Below are 18,162 nucleotides of genomic sequence, written 5' to 3' on the forward strand. Positions count from 1 at the left end.
CCCGGATTTTACAATAGACTTTATCACATTAGTACTATTCATTAAGTTTATAGGCAATCAAAAATTTTTTTGACTTATCACCTTGTAGATAAGCCTTCAAAATTTTTAAAAAACCTCTAAATCTCAAGCAAAAGCACTACTGAAACAAATTCTATTGCAAAATCCGGGTTAAAACAATATGCTATAATGGAGATATGATAGATAAAACGTCCATAGAACAGCTAAAAAGTAGAATTGACATAGTAGATGTTGTAGGAAACTACCTCGAACTTAAAAAAAGCGGAGCAAATTTTAAAGCACTCTGCCCTTTTCACAACGAAGATACGCCTAGTTTCGTTGTTAGCCCCGCAAAACAGATATTTCACTGTTTCGGGTGTGGTGTGGGAGGAGATGCTATAAAATTTGTAATGGAGTATGAAAAACTCTCCTATCCCGAAGCCGTTGAAAAACTGGCTTCTATGTTCAATATAGATCTAAAATATTCTGGCGATAAAGATAAAGGACAAGATCTTTTTAAAGTTTTAAACGAGATAAACAGATTTTACAAAAAAACGATTGATCAAAATGAAAAAGCTAAGCAATATCTAAAAAAAAGAGGAGTTTTTGAATCTAGCATAGAAAAGTTTGAAATAGGTTTTGCTCCTTCATCAAACGAAACGCTTCAATATTTAAAGTCTAAATTTATCCCATTTCAAGAAGCAGTTGAAGCAGGTATTTTAGCTGTTGAAAACAGCAAAGTATATGCAAGATTGATAGAGAGAATAACATTTCCTATCTACTCTCCAAACGGCAGGCTTGTAGGTTTTGGAGGCAGAACAATAACAAATCATCCAGCAAAATATATAAATTCCCCTCAAACAAAACTCTTTAACAAATCAAAACTCCTATACGGATATCATCTTGCAAAGAATAAAATCTTCAAAACCAAAAAGATGATCGTAACAGAAGGATATCTAGATGTAGTTATGCTTCATCAAGCAGGATTTACAAATGCAGTGGCAACTCTTGGAACTGCCCTTACAAAAGATCATTTACCTCTTTTAAGGAGAGGTGAACCAAAAGTAGTCTTGGCTTATGACGGAGACCAAGCCGGAGTAGCAGCAGCCTTAAAAGCAGCTAAAATGCTTAGTGCTTCCGATATGGAAGGAGGAGTGGTTTTGTTTGAAGGCGACAAAGATCCTGCCGATATGGTAAAAGAGGGAAAAGTAGAGGAACTTGAAAATATATTTAGACACCCAAAACCATTTATTGAGTTTGTTTTAGAAAAGACGGTACAAAAATACGACATAAACTCTCCAATAGAAAAAGAGAAAGCTTTAAACGAATCGATCGAGTTTTTAAAAACACTCTCTTCCTTGCTTCAAGAGGAGTATAAACATTTTGTTGCAGCTTTATTAAACATTACCCCCGGGAAGATAAAACTATCAAAAAGCTTTAAAAATTATGAAAACAAACTTTCACAAAATAAAGATACCAAAGAGCTTACCATCATAAAAACACTTCTTGCTGAACCAAATCTCATAAATACCGTCTTAGACTATATCGATGAAAGACACTTTAACTATCACAAAGAGGAGTTTAAACTTTTGCTTGAGCAAAAAAGCGATCATCCAAAACTGATATCTATACTTTTGGATGATGATATAAAAACATACAAAGAGGATGAACTAAAAAAGGAATTATTAATTTTTTTGATAAAATACTACGAACAAAAACTTAAGACTCTTGTTAAAGCAAAAGATATATCTTTTGAAGAAAAAAGCTTTAAAATAAGAAAATATAAAGATCTTATAACAAAACTAAAAAGAGGAGAATTGGCCATCTATGACTGAGATAAAAGAAATTCAAAAAAGCGATGAACAAAAAGAGCAAAAAATAAGAGCCTTGGCTCTCTTTAGTGGAGGGCTAGATAGTCTTTTGGCTATGAAGCTGATTATAGAGCAAGGAATAGAGGTAATAGGTCTCTATTTCGAAACCGGCTTTGGAGGTGCGAAAGATGCCCACGAAAAGCAAGAAAAGCTTAGAAAACTCACCGATAAAATAGGAGCAAAACTACAGATTGTAGATGTTAGAGAGGAGTATATACAAAAAGTGCTTTTCGATCCTAAATATGGCTATGGCAAAAACTTCAACCCCTGCATTGACTGTCACGCACACATGGTGAGAGTAGCAAAGGCTTTGCTCAAAAAACTGGACGCTAAATTTATAATAAGCGGCGAAGTTTTAGGGCAAAGACCGATGAGCCAAAGAATGGACGCACTAAAAATCGTCAGCGAATTCAGCAATGCGGAGGGACTAATACTAAGGCCTCTTAGTGCAAAACTTCTTCCTCCTACAATACCTGAAAAAGAGGGATGGGTAAACAGAGAAAAACTGCTCGACATCAGTGGAAGAAGCAGAGAAAGACAGATGGAACTAGCAAAAAAATGGGGTATAGAGGACTATCCTTCTCCATCAGGAGGCTGTCTGCTCACTGATGAATACTTTAGCGAAAAGATCAGAGATTTTATAAAATATGACAAATTCGAGGTAGAGGATATACCGGTTTTGAAAGTTGGAAGACACTTTAGGCTGCCTGAAGGTGCCAAACTGGTAGTCAGCAGAAACAAAGATGAAAATGAAAAGCTCAAAGCGATAGATTCGCATAAATATATCAAATTTACCCTTCCTCTGCCAGGACCTATTTCACTTATATCCAAAAACGCAACTAATAACGACAAAGAACTTGCGGCAAAAATAGCTCTAACCTACTCAAAGGCCAAACCAGAAGAGCTTTACGAAGTTAAGATAGGGGAGGATAGCTTCAAAGTCTCTCCGTATGAGAGCAAAGATAAAGTAAAAGGGTTTTTCGTAAAATGAGAAACCAACCCAAATACTCGCTTTTTAAAAATGCGAAATACGCTATAGATGGTTTAATCGAGGCTTTTCAAACGGAAACTTCGTTTAAGATAGAGGTTTACGCTTTTTTTATATTTACTATCGTTATATGGCTTTTGCCTATAACGATATTGTCTAAAATCGTTATGCAGACAGCCATGTTAATACCTTTAATAACTGAACTTTTAAACAGTGCCGTAGAGAGAGTTGTTGACCTTGTAACAAAAGAAATACACCCTTTAGCAAAACATGCAAAAGATGCTGGGGCCGCCGCGGTTTTACTCTCTTTATTTATGACTTTGGGTATCTGGTGTGCGGTTTTGGTGTATGAATTTGGAAATTAGAAAAAAGTTTGATATAATTTCACTGCTTCCGGGGCGTTAGCTCAGCTGGGAGAGCGCCACGCTGGCAGCGTGGAGGTCACCGGTTCGAGCCCGGTACGCTCCACCATATGGAATTTTTTCGACAACTGCTTGACGAAAAAATTACTAACACACTTTAGGGCTTCGAGCATATATGCAGTGCATTGTAATTGCATAGGGAGAAGCGGTAAGTTATTTTGTTAATTTTCAAACCTACTCAAAACTTCTCAAAAAAGAGTTTAGCGCTTTGTAAAAAATTGTAGTAAACCTTTCTAAAAAAGTGGTTTTTAACATTTTTGTAACCATACTTGCCTCCTTTTTTTTTAATTTTAAAATTTTTTGAAAAATTTTCTTCAAAAATCAACAAATCGTTAAAGGATAATGTCAAGAAAAAATCGCAATTTTCCTTCCCAGCAAGTTATATTTCATTGCATATCAAGCAACTTTAAGCTGCGCCTCATAGATTTTCATAACCTCATGAAGCTTGTCTGGTTTGATATAGCTTCTTTCAATTTTCCAATCTTTAGTATATTCCATATTATCGATTTGTGGGAAGTGATAAAATTGCAGTAAATCCTCTAATCCATTTTGTAAAACTTCAATTGCTTCAGGGAATTTTTTGCTAAATTCTTCAATAATAGCTTCAGCCATAAGACAAGCTTCCTTTTTGTTATTTTGCAGCCAGAACCGTTTTAGTTTTGCTGCAAAGGATTCTTTTGCTCTATGAGGTATATGGCCAATATATTACGCATAAAGCATACTTTGCACCGTTGTTGCCGCGATGCATAGACGAAACTTGCTTTAAAAGCTTTTTGAATCCCTTGATGTACATCACTGATTAAAAGAGCAATCTTTTGCACTCCTCTTTGTTTGAGTTTATCGAAAAAGCTCTTCCATACCTAACCTTGTATCGAACCTTCTTGGACGATAGCCGCTAAAATAGCTTTTTCTCTCGCAACTGTGCTCTCCTTTTTTAGCTCCAACTTTTATCTCAGACTCTATCCTCATCAATTGCTCCGTCATCCATTTCATCATTGATAAAAGTGGAACCTCCTCTCCCACAAGCTGCATCATTATCTCTTTAAATATTTTTGTCTCATCTATTTTTTTGCTATTATTTCTTTTAGATTGGTTTCCTCATACTTGCTTTATTCCTTACTGGAAAGTCCATCCAACTCTTTTGAAGATTTCAAAATCTCAAAAAGAGTCTTCAAGTAAAATTGCGAACTTTAGTGTACACTGTCAGCTATACAATTTTGCATATAAAGTAGCAAAAAGCAAAATTGATCTAAAAGAGGTGCTTATTAAGTCTACACTAAAACTCACAAGAGATTTTATCGATTATATTTTGGATAAAAAGACAGATTATGACGCTATTAAAAGCCTTATATCTTTAATAGATATTTATTTAGTACAAGTTGATAGAGCATATTCAAAATATTATCAAGAAATAGAAGATGAACTTAACAAAATGGAGAGCGAGAAAAGTAAAAAAGATGAGGAGATAATAATCGCTCTTTTTCAAAATAGTATAAACAGTAACAACAAAGTAGATATTATCGATTTTTATAAAGATGTCCTTGTAGTATGTAAATCTTTTTTAAAAAGAGTAGAAGATAAAGAAGTAGTTTTAGATATTCAAAAGTGTAATTACAACACATTTAAAGAAGAATAAAAAATTTTATACTTGAAAATACCTTCTTCCCAAAACCTATAAAAGCAAAAATAGTGCTTTATAAAAAGTTTGATTATATTATAATTTCTGATTTTGAGTTTACGAAACTTCCTAAAAAAAAAGACGTTTTGTTAAAGTACAACCAAAAGAGCCTATACTTGTATAAATTGAGAAAAATAGAGAGAAAATCCATGATATTATCAATGATATTTCAATAGGAGGTATAGGAATATATACAGACTTTATAGAGAATTTGCAAAAAGATGATGAAGCTTTTGTTAAATTTGAGCTGAATGAAAAACTTATCAAAGCAAAAGGGATTATAATATATACTATAGAAAATGTTTAAAAAACCGATATTGAGTTTAAATTAAATAATGAAGTTGAGAGTGAGTTGGCTGAATATGTTCTTGAGAAACAATTTGAGATTATAAAAGAACTAAGGAATTGGTTTGAGTTTTTTAAAACCTGTAGTAATATTTTTTGGAAAGCTTAGTTTTAAAAAGAAGATCGCTGTAATAATAATTTCTCTTATTATTCCTTTTATAGTTCCCTCCTATTTTACTTACAAATCTTTTTATGAAGAGTTAAATACTATAGAAAAAGAACAAATGGCCATTAAATTTATCTATCCTTTAAAAGAGCTTATAGAGCTTGTTCAACAGCATAGAGGAATGATGCAGGGATATTTGATAGGAGAAAAAACTTTTAAAAAAAGTATAGAAGAAAATGAAAAAAAGGTGGAAGCATTTTTTTTACGTCTGAAAAATATTGACAAAAATTTTGGAACTTATGTAACTAACAGTAAAAAAATCAAAAATATCAAAGAGATATGGTCAAAATTAAAACTTGAAAATATTAGGGATAAAGAGCAAAGCTTTAAACTTCATACTAAATTGGTAAGTAATTTGATTGACTTACAAAAAGAGATTGCCAATTTATATGGGATTAATCAAGATAAAAATATTAATAACCACTATTTGATAGTATCTTTGTTTGATACACTACCAAATATACAAGAGTATGCAGGAAAGATAAGAGGTTATATAGCCGGAATTTTGATAAAAGAGAAGATTAAAAATAGCGAAATAGAAAATATACAAAATCTTATAACAATTCTTTTTTCTGAAGTAAATACTTTAGCCAATGCTATAATTCATTATATACAAAACAATAGTGATATTCAAGAACTTGAAAAAGAATTTGGACTTATGAAAAAAAGCGTTGAACACTATATATTTACCATTAAAGATTTAATTTATCAAAGAGAGCGGATGGCTCCAAAGAAATTTTTTAGTTACGCTACAAATGTTATAGAGAATATTGATAGTTTCTATACTCTTTTGCTTCAAAGATTTGAAACAGATCTTCAAAAAAGAAAAATCGAGATATTTAGAAATATTTTTTTACTATCCTTGGGACTTTTACTGATGATTTTAATGGTGAGTTACCTTTTTTTAGGTTTTTTCTTTTCTATAGACAGACCTCTAGATGAGTTTAAAAAAGCTATTAGGAATTTTTCGATGGGAAATTATTTAACATCTTTGAATATTAAAACAGATGATGAAATGAGAGAAATTTCGGAAGCTTTTAATACTATGGCGGTTCAGATAAATAGGCACATTAACTATCTTAAATGGTATCAGATTGCACTTGATAGCGCAACTCTTGTGACCAAAAGTAACAAATATGGTGAGATTACTTATGCAAATGAATCTTTTTTAAATAAAATGGGATATAAGATAGAAGAAATATTGGGTAAAAATGATGATCTATTTTATGATATTGAAATATCCGGGAAAATATTAGAGGATATACGGAAAACTACTTTAGCTAGGAAGATTTGGAAGGATATTTTGAATGTTAAAACAAAATATGAAAAAGATTTGATGATGAAAACCTCCGTAGTTCCTATTCTTGACGAGAAAGGAGAGATAGAAGAGTTTGTTGCAGTTAGAGTTGACATAACAGAACTTATAAGAGCTCAAGAGCATATAAAGCGTATGCTCTATTATGACACTTTGACCTCTTTGCCAAATAGAACCAAGCTGATTGAAGATATAAAAAACAAAAAAGCATATAGCATAATAATTATTAATATAGATGATTTTAGACAACTAAATGATATTTATGGATATGAAGCTGGTAACATTGTTTTAAAAGAGATTGCAAAAGTATTGAAGAAATTTGAACAAAATGGCTGGAGAGCTTATCGTCTTCCTTCTGATGAATTTGCTTTTATATCTTTTATAAAAAGAAAAAAGGATGAGGTATTTAAGTTTACACAAATCATAATACAAACGCTTGAAGATATTGTATTTTTCTATAAAGAGCATGAGATAAAAATTCTTTTAAAAGCTGGAATAGCGCTTATTAAAAATGATAGTAAAGATGCTGAAAAGATTCTTTTAGATGCAGATACTTCTATAAAAAAGATAAAAAGATATAGTGAGAAAATTGTTTATTATGATGAATCTAAAAGTGCTAAATCTGAATATAAACAAACTTTAGATTGGGTAACAAAAATTAAAAAGGCTATAGAAGAAGATAGAATCATTCCATATTTTCAGCCGATTTACAACAATAAAACTAAAAAAATAGAAAAATATGAAGCATTGGTTAGACTTATAGATGAAGATGGTACTATAGTGTCTCCGTTTTTCTTTTTGGATATTGCTAAAAAAGCAAAACTTTATACAAAAGTCACAAAAATAATGATTAAGAAATCTTTTAAAGCTTTTGAAAACAGATGTGAAGAGCTATCTTTAAATATCTCTACTCAAGATTTGGTAAATCCTGATATCATTAAATTTATTGAGAATAAGCTTGAAGAGTACAATATGAAAAAAAGAGCAATATTTGGGGGAAGTGATCAAAGAGGTTTTGTAAATTGTAGGGGAGTGGTTATTGAGATTACAGAGACAGAAGAAGTAGAAAATTATGATTTAGTAGCTCAATTTACTAAAAGAATAAAAAACTTAGAAGGTAAATCTGCCATAGATGATTTTGGTAGCGGATATTCTAATTTTGTATATATTTTAAATATGGGAATAGATTATTTAAAGATAGATAGTTCTCTTATAAAAAATATATTAAAAGATGAAAAATCAGAAGCACTTGTTAAGGCAATTGTTCATTTTACAAAAGATTTGGGTATTAAAACAATAGCGGAATTTGTAAGCGAAAAAGATATCCAGCAAAAAGTTGAAGATATAGGAGTAGACTACTCCCAAGGATACTATATAGGAAAACCTTTACCTATAGAGAAATTACCTCCCGTTGAAAAATAATCAGATAGAATACTACCTTTTTAGCGCCTTTTGTTTTTAGAGCAATGTCAATAATTTTATCTGCTTTCTCTTTAAAGTCTGTTTTGCCGTATAGCTCAACAGTGCCACCGTTAGATTTTACTAAAATATCTCCTATAGAGAGCTCTTTTTCAAGACCTATTTGACAGTGTACACTAAAGTTCGCAATTTCACTTGAAGACTCTTTTTTAGATTTTGAAATCTTCAAAAGAGTTGGATAGACTTCCCAGTGAGGAATAAAGCAAGTAGGAGGAAACCAATCTAAAAGAAATAATAGCAAAAAAATAGATGAAACAAAAATATTCAAAGAGATAATGACACAGTTTGTAGTTGATGAAGATCCACTTTTATCAATAATGAAATGGATGATGGAACAGTTGATGAAGATTGAGTCCGAGATGAAAGTTGGAGCTAAAAAAGGTGAGCATAATAGTGAGAGAAAAAGCTATTTCAGTGGTTATAGACCAAGAAGGTTCGATACGAGACTAGGGACAGTTTATCTTATGATTCCAAAGATAAGAAAAGGTGGCTACATTCCCTTTTTCATCACCGAAAAGAGAAGAAGTGAACAGGCTCTGATTTCGATGGTGAAAGAGGCATACGTCAATGGAATATCAACAAGAAAGATAGAACGTTTGGCAAAAGAGCTTGGAATCGAGAATATCAGTGCATCACAGGTATCACAAATCAACAAAGGGCTAGATGAACAAGTAGAAGAGTTTCGAAACAGACCACTGCAAAAAGAGTATCCCAACGCAAGGGTTGACGCTTTGTATGAGAAAGTGAGAGACTATGAAGGAAGAGTGGTATCTACCGCTATTATGATAGCCTATGGTGTGACATTGGAAGGAAAAAGAGAAGTATTGGCGATCGAGCCTTTTGTCAATGAAAGCGTAGAGAGCTGGAAGAGTTTTTTTGATAAACTCAAACAAAGAGGCATAGAAAAGATTGCCCTTCTTGTCAGTGATGCACATTTAGGGATTCAAAAGGCTTTCAAAGAGAGTTTTATTGGCGCATCATGGCAACGGTGTAAAGTCCATTTTATGCGTAATATCCTGGCTCATGTTCCACCTAAAGCAAAAGAGAAATTTGCAGCCAAACTTAAAACTATTTGGCTACAAGAGAGCAAAAAAGATGCATTCATGATAGCACAGATGATTATAGAGGAGTTTCGCAAAAAATTCCCTGAAGCAATTGAAGTGCTTCAAGAAGGACTAGAAGATTCACTGCAGTTTTATCACTTCCCGCAAATTGATAAAAGGAGGATAAGTTCTACCAATATACTTGAGAGAATAAACAAAGAGATCAGAAGAAGATCAAAAGTTGTCTCAATATTTCCATCAAGAGAGTCTTATCTCAGGCTCATTGCTACATACTTGATGGAGTACACTGAAGACTGGGAGATTGAGAGAAGTTATATTCATCCACAAAAGCTTCAAGAGGTGATGGAAATCTATGAAGCGCAGCTTAAAGCTGCTTGATATGCAATGAAATATAACTTGCTGGGAAGGAAAATTGCGAACAAAACTTGACAGTATCTATAAAAATTGGACAAAATGTAAAAAAAATTAGAAAAGAAAAAGGTTTCTCTCAGCTATCATTGGCTTTGGCAATAGCTCATAAAGCAGTGGGACTATTTCTATGGCAGAAATTTATCTAAACAAAAAACACTTCAACATCGCCCATTTAGCCAAGATTGCAAAAGTTTTGGATGTTAGTATTTGTGAATTTTTTAAAGGAGTGGATGAGATTATAAAAAATTAGATTTCAAGAGGGACTGTAAAATAAACTGTGTAAACCACCTAAAGTCCTTAAAACCTTAGCGTGTATATTTTTGCATAATTTCACTGAAAAATATACAAAGCTGAGGATAGATTTCACTCCAGCTTCTGATTTTTGTATTACTCCATTTGTGCTGTACCTCCTGTGTGGCAAGATAAAGAAGCTTAAAAGCTGAATCGATGGTTGGAAAAGAACCCACAGACTTTGTTCTTTTTTTAATATTTGAATTTATCGATTCTATGGGATTTGTCGTATAAATCAGTTTTCTTATAGCTTGGGGATATTTAAAAAATGTAGATAGCTCATTCCAGTTAGATTGCCAAGACTGGGTAATATGGGGATATTTTTGACCCCATTTGTCATTAAAATTTGTAAGAGCAAGCTCTGCTTCTTCTTCGGTTGATGAAGTGTAGATACTCTTTAAATCTTTAGCTACCTCTTTTCTATCTTTCCAAGATACAAATTTTAGGCTATTTCTGATCTGGTGTACAATACATCTTTGAATTTCTGCCTTTGGATAAACTGCCTCTATAGCCTCTTTAAATCCATTTAGTCCGTCTATTGCAAATATCAATACATCTTCAACACCTCTGTTTTTTATCTCATTTAAAAGTGTTAACCACTGTTTAGAACTTTCATTTTCACCTATCCATATACCAAGAATATCTTTTTTCCCTTCAAGAGTTATGCCTAGCATTATATATGCAGCAATATTTTTAACTACTCTATCCACTCTTATTTTTAAAACTGTAGCATCCATAAATATTATCGGATATATTGCCTCTAGCGGACGACTATGCCACTCTTTTGCCTTATCTATTATTGCTTCTGTTATATTGGAAATTGTCTGAATAGAAAGTTCATACCCATATAAATCATCAAGATGGTGTTGAAATCTGTTCACTCATCCCTTTTGCATATAAAGACAAAATTAAATCTTCTGTCCCCTTTATGAGAGTCTGTCGTTTCTTGATAAGCTTTGGTTCGAAGGTAGCGTTTCTGTCTCTTGGTATCTTAACCTCTATATCCCCATATTTGGACTTTAAAGTTTTTTCACTGTACCCATTACGATAATTTGGATTATCTGAAACTTGATGCTTCTCATATCCTAAATGCTCAGTTAACTCTACTTCTGTAGCAGTCTGATAAACCTCTTTTAAAAGACCTTTGAATTCTTCCAAGATCTCATCAATATCTATCCCCTTTCCCTCTTTGATAGCTTTTTTTACCTCTTCTGTATTGATATACCTCATTGTGTAAATCCTTTTTATTCTTTAATTTTATCTAATCTTTTTATAAGGATTTACACAGTTATTTTTACACTCCCTTTTAATAACTCGTTATTTGTTATTTTATCAATATTTTTTAAACTCTCGCCAATAGCTATAAGCTTAATACATATACTATCAAGTTTTTCTTGACCCTCTTCAGTATCTATAAAGTCGTCTTCACATTTTGCAAAACCACATTTTCTCTCTACCCAATATATAGCGGTTAAAATCTGTTCAATGATTTCTAAAACTAAACCATTTTTAGACAATTATACCCTCTTTTTGAATACGATTTTTTAAATATCTGTTCATCTTCTCTCTTAACCTAACAATATCTACTTTTCTTTTAAATTTTTTTTCCAACTCCTCTTTTATCTCAAATAATAACAAAAAACTTGGATTTTCTATCTCAACTGCTATATCAATATCACTTTTCTCATTTTGAGTATCTTTAGCAAATGAGCCAAAAAGAATTATTCTTTTGATATTATACTTTTTTAATAGCTGTTTTTTATAACTTTTTAAATAATCTAAAATATCCTTTTTTTGCATTTTTAATCCCAAATTACAAATATGTTTTATTATATCATAAATCATTTTTTAAACTATCGAAAGTTTTGGATATAAGCATTTGTGATTTTTTTCGAAATAGCAGATAAAATTATTATAAGTTAGATGTTAAATCTCTTTTAATCTGTTCTAATTTTCAAACAATTATGCCTTCTTTAATACAACTTTTTAAAAATTGATATAATGTCTTTATACATGAGTTTCAAAAAAGAAAATCCCTATCGATTATTAGAAGGAGAAGAGATGAAAAAAGTAAAAATAGTAGCTACACTTGGACCAAATACATCTGATAAAATTGAAAATATGATAAAAACAGGGGTAGATGTTTTTAGGCTAAATTTCTCCCACGCCGATCATAAAACCCATAAAAACTCTATCAAAAATATTAGAGAAATCTCAAAAAAACTACATAAAAAAACGGCTATATTGCAAGATATCAGCGGTCCTAAAATAAGGATAGGAGAAGTTGACGGGATTTTAGAATTAAAAAGAGGTGACAAGATAAAACTAGTCAAAAAAGACCCAAAATCAAAATATGAACTAAGTATAAGTTATCCTGAAATTATAGATTATGTAAAAAAAGATGAGTTTGTATTTTTCGCTGATGGCAGCATTAGAACCAAAGTAATAGAAAAAGAAAGTGAGTATCTCTTACTAGAAGTTAAAAATAGTGGCATACTCTCTAGTAGAAAAGGTGTCAACTTTCCTCAATCCAATCTTAAAATATCGGCTATTACACCAAAAGATGAACTAGACCTTGCTTTTGGAGCTAAAAACGGTGTAGATATTGTGGCCATATCTTTTGTCAACGCTAAAAATGATATCTTAAAAGCAAAAAAGATTTTAAATAAAAACGGTGCAAATCCTTGGGTAATAGCAAAGATAGAGACAAAAAAAGCCGTAGAGAACTTAGAAGAGATTTTGGAAGTTAGTGACGGAGTTATGGTGGCTAGAGGCGATCTTGGTATAGAAGTAGGTATCGAAAAGGTTCCGGTTATTCAAAAAAGAATCATTAAAGAAGCTAACAGACTTAAAAAGCCAGTCATAACAGCAACTCAGATGCTACTGTCGATGGTTAACTCTCCCTATCCAACTAGAGCCGAGGTAAGTGATGTTGCAAACGCAGTAATGGATGGAAGTGATGCCGTAATGCTAAGTGATGAGACAACTGTTGGTAAGTATCCACTAAAAGCGATTGAGACATTAAAAAATGTGATAATAGAAACTCAGAATATATATCCATACTATAAAAAGTATGAGATTAAAGATAGCGATGCGATCGCTGCAAGTGTGGCAGATCTTTGTAAAGGGCTGGAGCCAAAAGCGATAGTTTCATTTACTAGTAGCGGTACAACAGTAAAAAGTATATCCAAATATAGACCAAAAGCGCCTATTATAGCCCTCACTCATTCTCGAGAAACATCAAGAAAACTAAAACTTGTCTGGGGAGTGGAAGAGATTTTCGAAATCCCTAAAATAAAAAATCCGGAAAAATTGATAGAAAAATTTAAAGAGATAGCATTAAGAGAAAAGATATTAAAAGAGGGGGATAAAGTTATTATAACTATGGGAAGTATTGTTGGAAAAGAGGGAACTACAAATATGATAAGAATCGTTGAAATCTAGCCGAAGATCACTCAAGATCTGCGGCTATTTTGAAAATATCACCAAAATCGTTTACAAAGCTTTTACATCTTTCACAAATCAACTCTCCCCCTTTATAAGGAAAAGGAGTTTTGCATTCATTGCAAATCTCCAAAGTGTGCGAAACAAGCTCTTTTCCTCTATCAAATGCAAATTCAATCAAGTCTAAATCATCCTTGTTTGTTATCGCTTTTGGCTCGCAAATATCGTTGCATATTCCACAAGCTATACACTTTCCGCTTTGAAACCAAATGGATGTCGAATCTTGTGAATAAAAAAGAGCATCTGTTGGACAAAATTTTACACAATCACCGCAATTATTACATAAGTCATAACTAATCTCTTTATTTGACAAAAATGAATAATGTGTTGAAATTTGTGTATTTTTAAAATTTTGAATCTCTTTTTTGATAGAGTTTTTTAATATTATATTTTTGATTGGGATTCTATTTCTTACATTTGCAAGCTCTTTTACATCGATACCTTCACCAGCCAACTCTTTTGCAGAGTTAAAAAGTTTTTTAAACAGAGCTCTTCTTTCACTCTTTATCTCTTCAGCTTCTACTTTTATCTCTTTTAAAGTGCCAATATCAGCTAAAAATCTGTTTGCTTCTTCAATTCTCTGGGCAATTGATTCAAAAGTTTTATTATCTTTGTTTAATTCACACCCTTCACAATGAAATAGATTACAGCTAACCATATCTTTTCTTAAAGCTAAAGAGATAAAGTTTTGGGAGCTGAATACGCTAAGACATGGAGTATCTTTTTTACATGAAAGTGTTACTTTTTCTTCTTTCAAAGAGAGAATAAATCCATTTGGATTAAAAAAGTTTACACTTAGAGCCTCACTTGGACAAACGCCTACACAGACAGCACAGTTTTTGCATTTACTTTCATCAAGCCTTAGCTTTCCTCTATCAAAAATAAACGCGTTTTCCGGACAGATATCTATACATTGACTACATTTATTATGATAATAGTCTGTTCTTAGGCATTTAAGTAAATCAAACTCAAAAAGTTCTGTATTTTGTTTATATAAGCTCATTATTGCTCCATAGCTTGATATTAGACATTAGACATTAGTCATTGGACATTGGAAATTAGTGACGAGTAATCAGTAACGAGTAATAAGAAAAGTTTTTCCTTCACACCTTCACCCCTTACCTCCTTACAACCTAACACACTTCATACTCCATACTACGCACTCCACACTTACTCACCTACTAACTTATCCTTTAATTCTTCATAATCGCTAAGTAAAAACTCTATCGTTAAATCAGCCAAATCTTTGTAAAATGGGGCTTCAACTAAAGATTTGATACCTATTAGATAAGGTGGAACCCATTTTAGCATGTGCTCTTTCAAAAACTCAAATGCTGCCTTTTCCTCATTTCTATATATTAAATTTTGCATAAAACTAAGTTCAATTGAAAGATGATCGGGCGCTAAAATATCAGTTTGATTCATATTTATCTCATATCCATGATTAAAATAAAACTGCATAACCGGATTTTGAAGACCGACTAAAATTTCGCCTTTACTATCTTCCACAAGAGTCTCAACAGGCTGAGAATTAATCAAAAAAGCCGAATTGAAATCTACATTTAGCTCTTCTTCGATTTTTTCTATATCGTTAGATAAAAACCATTTTTTAGTATCTGGTCCAATCAAATCTAAAAGTTCTTCGTTTGACTTAAGATCTTCTATGGCTTTTTTATCTAACTCTTTCTGATAACATCTTGACAAAAAAGCATACACAAAAGCTTTTGTTTTATTATCCAAAATTTATCCTTATTATTAGTATATTAGTGTATTAGTATATTTGATAAAACTAATTATTGTTGAAATTATATAATACATAGATAACTAATATACTAATACACTAATATATAAATCTAAAACCGCTTACTGCGGTTTTAGATTATAAACATCCCTTGAAGAAAGATTTTTTTGGAGGTGGAGGAGCTTTGAAATCGTGAGCTTTTATAGTTTTTCCGTCACTTGCAAGCTCACCTATAATAGTTACCTCGTTTCTGTTGGCAGCTTTTTCCAAAAGTTCGCTTACATGAACACCTTCAGGATCGATATAGTATATCTTACCCTCATCATGAACAAAAAGAACCATTTCTGTTTTAGTAGGTTCACCAGGTACCCACTCTTTAAAGCAACCCTCTTCGCCGCAATGATAAGTTTCTAATCTACAATCTGCAAATAGATCGTTTTGGGCACACCATTTTGTTGTCAAAAAACCTTTTTTCTCAAACTCTCCTTTACCTCCACCGCTAGCAATGGCACCTGCAGCTAAAGAGAGTCCAAGCAAGGTAGTGATAACTAATCTTTTCATTTTTCTACCTCCGCTTTTAATGTCTGCATATAAGCTACTAAATCGTTAAGCGACTTCTTATCCATCCAATCAAATGGAGGCATTGTAGAAGTTCTATTGCCTTTATCATCAACCATATACCAAGCAAAATTTGGATGAGCGTTTCTATTATATCCAGGTACCACTACAGCATTTGGATCAACAATTGACTCTCTTATATATCCTGCAGTAGCTTGTCCACCAATATTGCTCAAATCCGGTGCCATATACATAGTAGCTGACTCAGCACCTTTCCATCTGTGACAGCTTGCACAGTTTGTCATGGCAAGCTCTTTACCGTTCTTGATATCACCTTTAACTTTCTCATTTACAGCAGCTATTAGATCTTTACCGCCGCTTTGATCTGGTAGTTTTACAGCTATCCATCCTGATAGATGTTTTAATCCATCTCTGTTTAGTTTCTCACCATCCCAAACTGCTATTGCGACAGGAAAAGCACCTGTTTTTAAGTTTAAATACTCATCTTTTAATGGTCTTACAACTATTCCACCCCATACTTTTCTCCCATCAACATAATGCATATCTGCGTTATAAGAGGCAGAATTATCTTTTATCTCTGTCATAGTTCTGAAGCCTTCGCTAATAAAAGCTTTTTGATAATCTTTAATTGCTAGCTGCTCTACTCTTTTTTCAAACTTTTCAAGTTCTTTTCCAAATCTATTAGTATTATGTGGATTTACTTGATAACCAACTATTCCATCACCGTTTGGTTCATAAACTTTTGCAACAGCTTTTTGCAAATAGATAACTACCGGTCTGTTTTTACTACCCATTCCTATATATGGAAGTTTGTTTATATCTTTTGGTTTTCGGGCAAACTGTACCGCAAATCCGTCAGCGTAAACATCACTCTTATATCCAGACTGAATATTTTTAGTCGGATCAACCCATTTAACAATTATTGCTACATTTTTACCGTCATAAAGCGCGGCTACTTTTACTTTTTTTGCTTTATTCTCAGCATTAAGCTCGTTAGCTTTTTTATCATTTAACTTAACTGTTGTTTGAGGATAAACAACAACCTCACTAAACTTTGCATACTCTCTTATGAGTTTATCCCCGCACTTTAATTTACTTAAATCACCTTTAACTTTAACTGCCACAACTGTGTTATTTGCCAATGCCGCCGTTGCAGCCATACTTAAGGCTGCTATAAATCCTACTACTCTTTTCATGCGTGCACCTTAAAATGAGATATTTTTGTATATTTACCTGCAACATATCTCTCATCAACTGGAGCAAGTGGTTTCATACCCTTCTCTTTTGCTACTTGTTGATAATAGTTATTATCGAGTCTAAACATATCTTTATGTTGATAGGCTATAAGTATATCCATCAATTCAGACTTACCGGTCTCTTTTCTTTTTTTCATTTCAGCTTTTAGAGTCTTAATTGCATCATGAACAGCCGGTCCAAAAAGTTTCTCAAGCTCTTCTATCGGAATCCTGTTGCTTCCCTCAATAATTTTGCCATTCTCATCAAATTTAGGCGGTGCCTCTGTTGGAGGAACATAATATACATTTGGTTGTGTACCGTAATCTGGTCTAAGTGGAAGTGCTACTTTATATTTGTGTACAAGTTTATATACTTGGCTCTCTTCATCATCCAAGAAACCTACAAACCTGATCCTACCAACGCAAGATTGTGCACAAGCTGGTGGTAGCCCTTGTTCAACTCTTGGGAAACACAAAATACACTTTTCACTTTTACTAATTTTAGGGTTAAAATATATCTTTTTATAAGGACAACCGGCTATACAGTATCTATAACCTTGACATCTGTCTAAATCGACTAAAACAACACCATCCTCTTCTCTTTTAAATATGGCGTCCCTTGGACATGCACTTAAACATCCAGGATTTGAACAGTGGTTACAAATCCTAGGCAAATAGAAGAAATAGTTGTCCATTGGAAAACTACCTGCACCTTGATCCTCATCCCAGTTAGGTCCCCATGTTGGAGATATATCCGGTTTAAAACCAGGTTCAGGAGAGTCGCTAATCATATTTTGTTCTGCCAATGACTCATAATTATAATCCCAAGGCACCCCATAATCGGCTTCAATATTTGGGATAATTCCAGGCTGAAGATCACCGGCAGCGTCAAAACCGCCGCCAAGCTCCATCCATTTTTTAGGATAACCATCTCCAGGATATGTCTCCACGTTGTTCCAATACATATATTCGCGACCATTTCTGTTTGTCCATTGTGTTTTACAAGCTACTGTACAAGTTTGACAACCTATACATTTATTAAGGTCCATTACCATTGCTAATTGTCTTTTAGACAT

Annotated in this window: 17 protein-coding genes, 1 tRNA gene and 2 pseudogenes; 10 read left to right on the forward strand and 10 right to left on the reverse strand. The window is 32.8% G+C overall.

Going from position 1 to position 18,162, the window contains the following annotated elements; all coding sequences use genetic code 11:
• Positions 1-194 precede the first annotated feature (194 nt).
• The 4 genes from dnaG (at position 195) to NIL_RS09465 (ending at position 3,327) form a co-directional block, all read left to right on the forward strand.
• The gene (gene dnaG / locus NIL_RS09450) at positions 195-1,832 is read left to right on the forward strand and encodes a DNA primase (protein WP_187647524.1); all 1,638 of its coding nucleotides are present in this window, start codon (positions 195-197) and stop codon (positions 1,830-1,832) included.
• Positions 1,825-2,859: a 7-cyano-7-deazaguanine synthase gene (locus NIL_RS09455; RefSeq protein ID WP_216629256.1), complete on the forward strand. Its 1,035-nt coding sequence runs from the start codon at positions 1,825-1,827 to the stop codon at positions 2,857-2,859. The genes dnaG and NIL_RS09455 overlap by 8 nt, the downstream gene beginning before the upstream one ends.
• Positions 2,856-3,221 (forward strand): diacylglycerol kinase, encoded by a 366-nt coding sequence (locus NIL_RS09460; protein ID WP_187647525.1) that lies wholly within the window; start codon positions 2,856-2,858, stop codon positions 3,219-3,221. The genes NIL_RS09455 and NIL_RS09460 overlap by 4 nt, the downstream gene beginning before the upstream one ends.
• 30 nt (positions 3,222-3,251) lie before the next feature.
• Positions 3,252-3,327, forward strand: a tRNA-Ala gene (locus NIL_RS09465).
• 347 nt (positions 3,328-3,674) lie between these two features.
• Here the strand turns inward: NIL_RS09465 and NIL_RS09470 are convergent.
• A pseudogene (locus tag NIL_RS09470) lies at positions 3,675-4,313 on the reverse strand (transposase).
• A 106-nt stretch (positions 4,314-4,419) separates the two neighbouring features.
• On the opposite strand from NIL_RS09470, the gene NIL_RS09475 reads away from it, so the two are divergent.
• From NIL_RS09475 to NIL_RS09485, 3 genes are all read left to right on the forward strand, one after another.
• Positions 4,420-4,914: a hypothetical protein gene (locus NIL_RS09475; protein WP_187647526.1), complete on the forward strand. Its 495-nt coding sequence runs from the start codon at positions 4,420-4,422 to the stop codon at positions 4,912-4,914.
• 187 nt (positions 4,915-5,101) lie between these two features.
• Positions 5,102-5,263 carry a PilZ domain-containing protein gene (locus NIL_RS11155; protein WP_370686708.1) on the forward strand — a complete coding sequence of 54 codons (162 nt, stop codon included), beginning with the start codon at positions 5,102-5,104 and terminating at the stop codon, positions 5,261-5,263.
• A 103-nt stretch (positions 5,264-5,366) separates the two neighbouring features.
• A complete protein-coding gene (locus tag NIL_RS09485; protein ID WP_187647527.1) occupies positions 5,367-8,204 on the forward strand; it encodes an EAL domain-containing protein in 2,838 nt (945 codons plus the stop codon).
• On the opposite strand, the gene NIL_RS09490 is transcribed toward NIL_RS09485, so the two are convergent.
• Positions 8,173-8,430: a BON domain-containing protein gene (locus tag NIL_RS09490; protein WP_187647528.1), complete on the reverse strand. Its 258-nt coding sequence runs from the start codon at positions 8,428-8,430 to the stop codon at positions 8,173-8,175. The genes NIL_RS09485 and NIL_RS09490 overlap by 32 nt on opposite strands.
• A 106-nt stretch (positions 8,431-8,536) precedes the next feature.
• Here NIL_RS09490 and NIL_RS09495 point away from each other — a divergent pair, with 106 nt between their 5' ends.
• Complete coding sequence (locus tag NIL_RS09495) at positions 8,537-9,703, forward strand: IS256 family transposase (RefSeq protein WP_187647529.1); 1,167 nt, start codon at positions 8,537-8,539, stop codon at positions 9,701-9,703.
• A 160-nt stretch (positions 9,704-9,863) separates the two neighbouring features.
• Positions 9,864-9,986, forward strand: a complete 123-nt coding sequence (locus NIL_RS11095) for a hypothetical protein (RefSeq protein WP_281389197.1) — start codon at positions 9,864-9,866, stop codon at positions 9,984-9,986.
• Between the two features lie 55 nt (positions 9,987-10,041).
• On the opposite strand, the pseudogene NIL_RS09505 reads toward NIL_RS11095, so the two are convergent.
• From NIL_RS09505 to mntA, 3 genes and pseudogenes are all read right to left on the reverse strand, one after another.
• Positions 10,042-11,257: pseudogene (locus tag NIL_RS09505) on the reverse strand (IS256 family transposase).
• Between the two features lie 50 nt (positions 11,258-11,307).
• Positions 11,308-11,544, reverse strand: a complete 237-nt coding sequence (locus NIL_RS09510) for a hypothetical protein (RefSeq protein WP_197972082.1) — start codon at positions 11,542-11,544, stop codon at positions 11,308-11,310.
• Positions 11,537-11,827, reverse strand: coding sequence for a type VII toxin-antitoxin system MntA family adenylyltransferase antitoxin (gene mntA, locus NIL_RS09515; RefSeq protein WP_187647530.1), 291 nt, complete (start codon positions 11,825-11,827; stop codon positions 11,537-11,539). The genes NIL_RS09510 and mntA overlap by 8 nt, the downstream gene beginning before the upstream one ends.
• Before the next feature lie 261 nt (positions 11,828-12,088).
• Here mntA and pyk point away from each other — a divergent pair, with 261 nt between their 5' ends.
• Positions 12,089-13,471 carry a pyruvate kinase gene (gene pyk, locus NIL_RS09520; RefSeq protein WP_187647531.1) on the forward strand — a complete coding sequence of 461 codons (1,383 nt, stop codon included), beginning with the start codon at positions 12,089-12,091 and terminating at the stop codon, positions 13,469-13,471.
• Between the two features lie 7 nt (positions 13,472-13,478).
• On the opposite strand, the gene NIL_RS09525 is transcribed toward pyk, so the two are convergent.
• The 5 genes from NIL_RS09525 to NIL_RS09545 all read right to left on the reverse strand — a co-directional run bounded on the left by NIL_RS09525 (position 13,479) and on the right by NIL_RS09545 (position 18,162).
• Complete coding sequence (locus NIL_RS09525; protein WP_187647532.1) at positions 13,479-14,534, reverse strand: 4Fe-4S binding protein; 1,056 nt, start codon at positions 14,532-14,534, stop codon at positions 13,479-13,481.
• A gap of 167 nt (positions 14,535-14,701) precedes the next feature.
• On the reverse strand, positions 14,702-15,271 hold the full coding sequence (locus tag NIL_RS09530) for a TorD/DmsD family molecular chaperone (RefSeq protein ID WP_187647533.1): 570 nt from the start codon (positions 15,269-15,271) through the stop codon (positions 14,702-14,704).
• Positions 15,272-15,410: 139 nt separating this feature from the next.
• Positions 15,411-15,833 (reverse strand): hypothetical protein, encoded by a 423-nt coding sequence (locus NIL_RS09535; RefSeq protein WP_187647534.1) that lies wholly within the window; start codon positions 15,831-15,833, stop codon positions 15,411-15,413.
• Entirely contained in the window at positions 15,830-17,047 is a 1,218-nt protein-coding gene (locus NIL_RS09540) for an ethylbenzene dehydrogenase-related protein (protein WP_187647535.1), read from the reverse strand. The genes NIL_RS09535 and NIL_RS09540 overlap by 4 nt, the downstream gene beginning before the upstream one ends.
• Entirely contained in the window at positions 17,044-18,162 is a 1,119-nt protein-coding gene (locus NIL_RS09545; RefSeq protein ID WP_187647536.1) for a 4Fe-4S dicluster domain-containing protein, read from the reverse strand. The genes NIL_RS09540 and NIL_RS09545 overlap by 4 nt, the downstream gene beginning before the upstream one ends.

It is taken from the genome of Nitrosophilus labii, from assembly GCF_014466985.1.
GTDB classification, from domain to species: Bacteria; Campylobacterota; Campylobacteria; order Campylobacterales; family Nitratiruptoraceae; genus Nitrosophilus_A; species Nitrosophilus_A labii.